Origin of the sequence: Spirillospora sp. NPDC046719 (assembly GCF_040645715.1) — a bacterium.
GTDB lineage: Bacteria > Actinomycetota > Actinomycetes > Streptosporangiales > Streptosporangiaceae > Spirillospora.
Genome location: NZ_JBEYYT010000719.1, coordinates 1 through 3,187 on the forward strand (window position 1 = coordinate 1; position 3,187 = coordinate 3,187).

Annotated in this window: 6 protein-coding genes; all 6 read left to right on the top strand. The window is 71.4% G+C overall.

What is annotated here, in order from left to right; genetic code table 11:
- Window positions 1-456: hypothetical protein (locus tag ABZ914_RS49165; protein ID WP_500201488.1), on the top strand; the 456-nt coding region annotated here is incomplete at its 5' end.
- A 47-nt stretch (window positions 457-503) separates the two neighbouring features.
- Window positions 504-986 (top strand): thioredoxin family protein, encoded by a 483-nt coding sequence (locus ABZ914_RS49170; RefSeq protein ID WP_500201489.1) that lies wholly within the window; start codon window positions 504-506, stop codon window positions 984-986.
- A gap of 288 nt (window positions 987-1,274) precedes the next feature.
- Window positions 1,275-1,340: a putative leader peptide gene (locus tag ABZ914_RS49175; protein ID WP_360761443.1), complete on the top strand. Its 66-nt coding sequence runs from the start codon at window positions 1,275-1,277 to the stop codon at window positions 1,338-1,340.
- 80 nt (window positions 1,341-1,420) lie between these two features.
- Entirely contained in the window at window positions 1,421-1,858 is a 438-nt protein-coding gene (locus ABZ914_RS49180) for a DUF4395 domain-containing protein (protein ID WP_500201490.1), read from the top strand.
- A complete protein-coding gene (locus ABZ914_RS49185) occupies window positions 1,855-2,694 on the top strand; it encodes a sulfurtransferase (protein ID WP_190856790.1) in 840 nt (279 codons plus the stop codon). The genes ABZ914_RS49180 and ABZ914_RS49185 overlap by 4 nt, the downstream gene beginning before the upstream one ends.
- Window positions 2,695-2,785: 91 nt before the next feature.
- Window positions 2,786-3,094: a DUF1416 domain-containing protein gene (locus ABZ914_RS49190; RefSeq protein WP_151539333.1), complete on the top strand. Its 309-nt coding sequence runs from the start codon at window positions 2,786-2,788 to the stop codon at window positions 3,092-3,094.
- Window positions 3,095-3,187 lie beyond the last annotated feature (93 nt).

The following is a 3,187-nucleotide window of genomic DNA, read 5'->3' on the forward strand; positions in this document are numbered from 1 at the left end:
GCCGCCGCCGCGTGCCTGCTGCTGGTCGCGGGCGTGCTGTTCGGCGGGTTCGTGCTGCCGTCCGGCGACGGCGGCCGCACCGCGTCCCCGCCGGGCGCGTCCCCGCCCGCCGCGTCGGCCCCGCCGGAGCCGGAGCCGGCCGTGACCCCGGCGGGCCGGGGCGAGCGGATCGTCGCCGTCAACCCCGACAACAAGATCAAGGGCGTCGTCTTCCTCCAGCGCAAGGAGTGGGGCACCCAGGTCGAGCTGTACCTGTCGGGCGTGCCGAAGGGGGAGCACTGCCGGATGATGGTGATCGCCAGGGACGGGCGGCGGGACGCCATCGGCAGCTGGTCCGTCCCCTACGACACCGGCTACGGCGACTACCACGGCTCGACGATGTTCCCGCGCGGCCAGCTCTACTCGTTCGAGATCGTCGGGCTGGACGGGAAGCCGCTGCTCACGATCCCCACGTAGGCTCGCGGTGTGGAAGAAACGCGGTCGCGGACGGGTTGCCCAAGGTGATGACAGGAGCTCTGGTCGCCCTCGGGGTGCTGCTCGCGGCGACGGTGTTCGGCCTCGTGCGGCGGCGCCGTGACGGCGTGCTGCGCGCCGTGCCGGGCGCCGGCGGCGCCACCCGGGACGGGCGGAAGGACGGCGACGGCCAGGTGGGCGAGCAGGTGGACGAGCAGGTGGGCGAGACCCTGCGGCCCGACGAGCTGGGCGCCGAACTCGGCGCGAAGGCCACGCTCGTGCAGTTCTCCAGCGCGTTCTGCGCACCCTGCCGTACGACCCGGCGCGTCCTCGGCGAGGTCGCCGGGATGGTGGACGGCGTCGCGCATGTGGAGCTGGACGCCGAGGCGCACCTGGAGCTGGTGCGCCGGCTGAACGTGGTGCGGACGCCGACGGTCCTCGTCCTGGACGGGGCGGGGCGGATCGTCCGGCGCGCCGCCGGGGCGCCCCGTAAGGCCGACGTGATCGCCGCCCTCGGCGCCGCGATCCCGTGACCGCGGCCCCGTGACCGCGGCCCCGTGACCCGAGCCCGGTGACCGGGCCCGGTGACCGAGCCCGCGGGCGCGGTCCGGTGGCCGGGAGGCCGGGGAGCCGTGCCCGGAAGGCCCTCCGGGCGGGGCCGTCACGGTGCTGTCAAGACCCGGAGGCGGCCGATCAACCTGTGAGCCGTACCCCGATGACCTGGGATAAGACACATGTCACTGTCTCGGAAGGCGAGACGGATGTGACAGGGCGTGGATTGTCGGCTTAACATCGTGTCCGTGCGTTACTGGACAGAGCAGATGCTCACGAAGCGCCGCGCGGTCGACTTCTGCCGCGTGGCCGCCTCGCTCTGTCGCACGGCCTGAGGCATCGAGCCCATCCGCCCCCGAGCTCTTCCGATTTCCACGCTCGTACGCACGCTTCCTCTCCGCCATGGAGCACCCCGATGCAGGTTGATCCGCGTGGGCCGCGCTTCGGCGCCTCGGTCACGACGGTCGTTCTCGTCGCGGTCCTGGTGACCGGAAGCTGGGCACTGCTCGCCGCTCAGGCCGTCGTGTTCGCCATCGGCGCGTTCCTCGGCCTCCGGTACGCCCCGTACGGGCTGGTGTTCAAAGCGCTGATCCGCCCCCGGCTCGCTCCTCCCGCGGAACTGGAGGACGAGGCCCCGCCCCGCTTCGCGCAGGGCGTCGGGTTCGTCTTCGCCGTGGTGGGGACGGTCGGATACGGGACGGGGATCACCTGGCTCGGCATCGGTGCCACCGCCCTCGCGCTGGCGGCGGCGTTCCTGAACGCGGCGTTCGGGTTCTGCCTCGGCTGCGAGATTTATCCGCTCTTCCGACGTATCACCGCGAAGATTCGCTCCGACAGGGAGGTTCCCGCATGAGCCGCTCCGACGTCCTGGTGGACACCGAATGGGTCGAGGCCCACCTGGACGACCCGGGCCTGGTCCTGGTCGAGGTGGACGAGGACGTGTCCGCCTACGACAAGGGCCACATCCGTGGCGCCGTCAAGATCGACTGGAAGACCGAGCTGCAGGACCCGGTGCGCCGCGACTTCGTGGACAAGACCGGCTTCGAGCAGCTGCTGTCCGGCAAGGGCATCGCCAACGACGACCTGGTGATCCTCTACGGCGGCAACAACAACTGGTTCGCCGCGTACGCGTACTGGTACTTCAAGCTGTACGGGCACGACAAGGTGAAGCTGCTCGACGGCGGCCGCAAGAAGTGGGAGCTGGACTCCCGCGAGCTGGTCGAGGACGTCCCGTCGCGTCCGCGTACCGACTACAAGGCCAAGGAGCAGGACCTCACGATCCGCGCCTTCCGCGACGAGGTCGTCGACGCGATCGGCAGCAAGAACCTGATCGACGTCCGGTCCCCGGACGAGTTCAGCGGCAAGCTGCTCGCCCCGGCGCACCTGCCGCAGGAGCAGTCGCAGCGGGCCGGCCACGTGCCGACCGCGCGCAGCATCCCGTGGTCGAAGGCGGCCAACGACGACGGCACGTTCAAGTCCGACGACGAGCTCCGCGAGCTGTACACCGAGGCCGGCGTCGACCTGAGCAAGGACACGATCGCCTACTGCCGCATCGGCGAGCGCTCGTCCCACACCTGGTTCGCGCTGCGCGAGCTGCTCGGCCTGCCGAACGTGAAGAACTACGACGGTTCGTGGACCGAGTACGGCTCGCTGGTCGGCGTGCCGATCGAGCTCGGCGAGCCCAAGTAACCAGTGCTCGGCGAGCCCGAGTAACACCCGCACGACACCCCACCGCCGCCGGCGGAACGAATCTTTCCGTGTGCACGGAGATGGAGGAGCAATGACCCAGGGCTGCGCAGCGCCGGAGCAGACGGCGCACCTTCCCGCGACCGTCGACCTGACCAACGAGGCCGTGATCCAGGGGACCGTCACCCGTGACGGCGCTCCCGTGTCCAGCGCGTACGCGCGACTGCTCGACTCGACCGGCGAGTTCACCGCCGAGGTCGTCACCGGTGACGAGGGCGTGTTCCGCTTCTTCGCCGCCGACGGCGACTGGACGGTGCGGGTGCTGGCCGCGGGCGGGGTGAGCGTCGACAACGCGGTCACCGCCAAGACCGGCGAGGTCGCCGCGCTCCAGGTGGCCATCTGACCCACCGCGCGCCCGCTCGGGGGACGACCCCGGGCGGGCACCGGTCAGGTCCGGCCTGAACCTCCGAACCCCGCCGCCCCGGTCCGTCCGGGG

Excerpts from the sequence above, each read along its gene's own strand:
- ABZ914_RS49170 (WP_500201489.1), top strand. The coding sequence starts at position 504 with ATGACAGGAGCTCTGGTCGCCCTCGGGGTGCTGCTCGCGGCGACGGTG.
- ABZ914_RS49180 (WP_500201490.1), top strand. The coding sequence starts at position 1,421 with ATGCAGGTTGATCCGCGTGGGCCGCGCTTCGGCGCCTCGGTCACGACG.
- ABZ914_RS49185 (WP_190856790.1), top strand. The coding sequence starts at position 1,855 with ATGAGCCGCTCCGACGTCCTGGTGGACACCGAATGGGTCGAGGCCCAC.
- ABZ914_RS49190 (WP_151539333.1), top strand. The coding sequence starts at position 2,786 with ATGACCCAGGGCTGCGCAGCGCCGGAGCAGACGGCGCACCTTCCCGCG.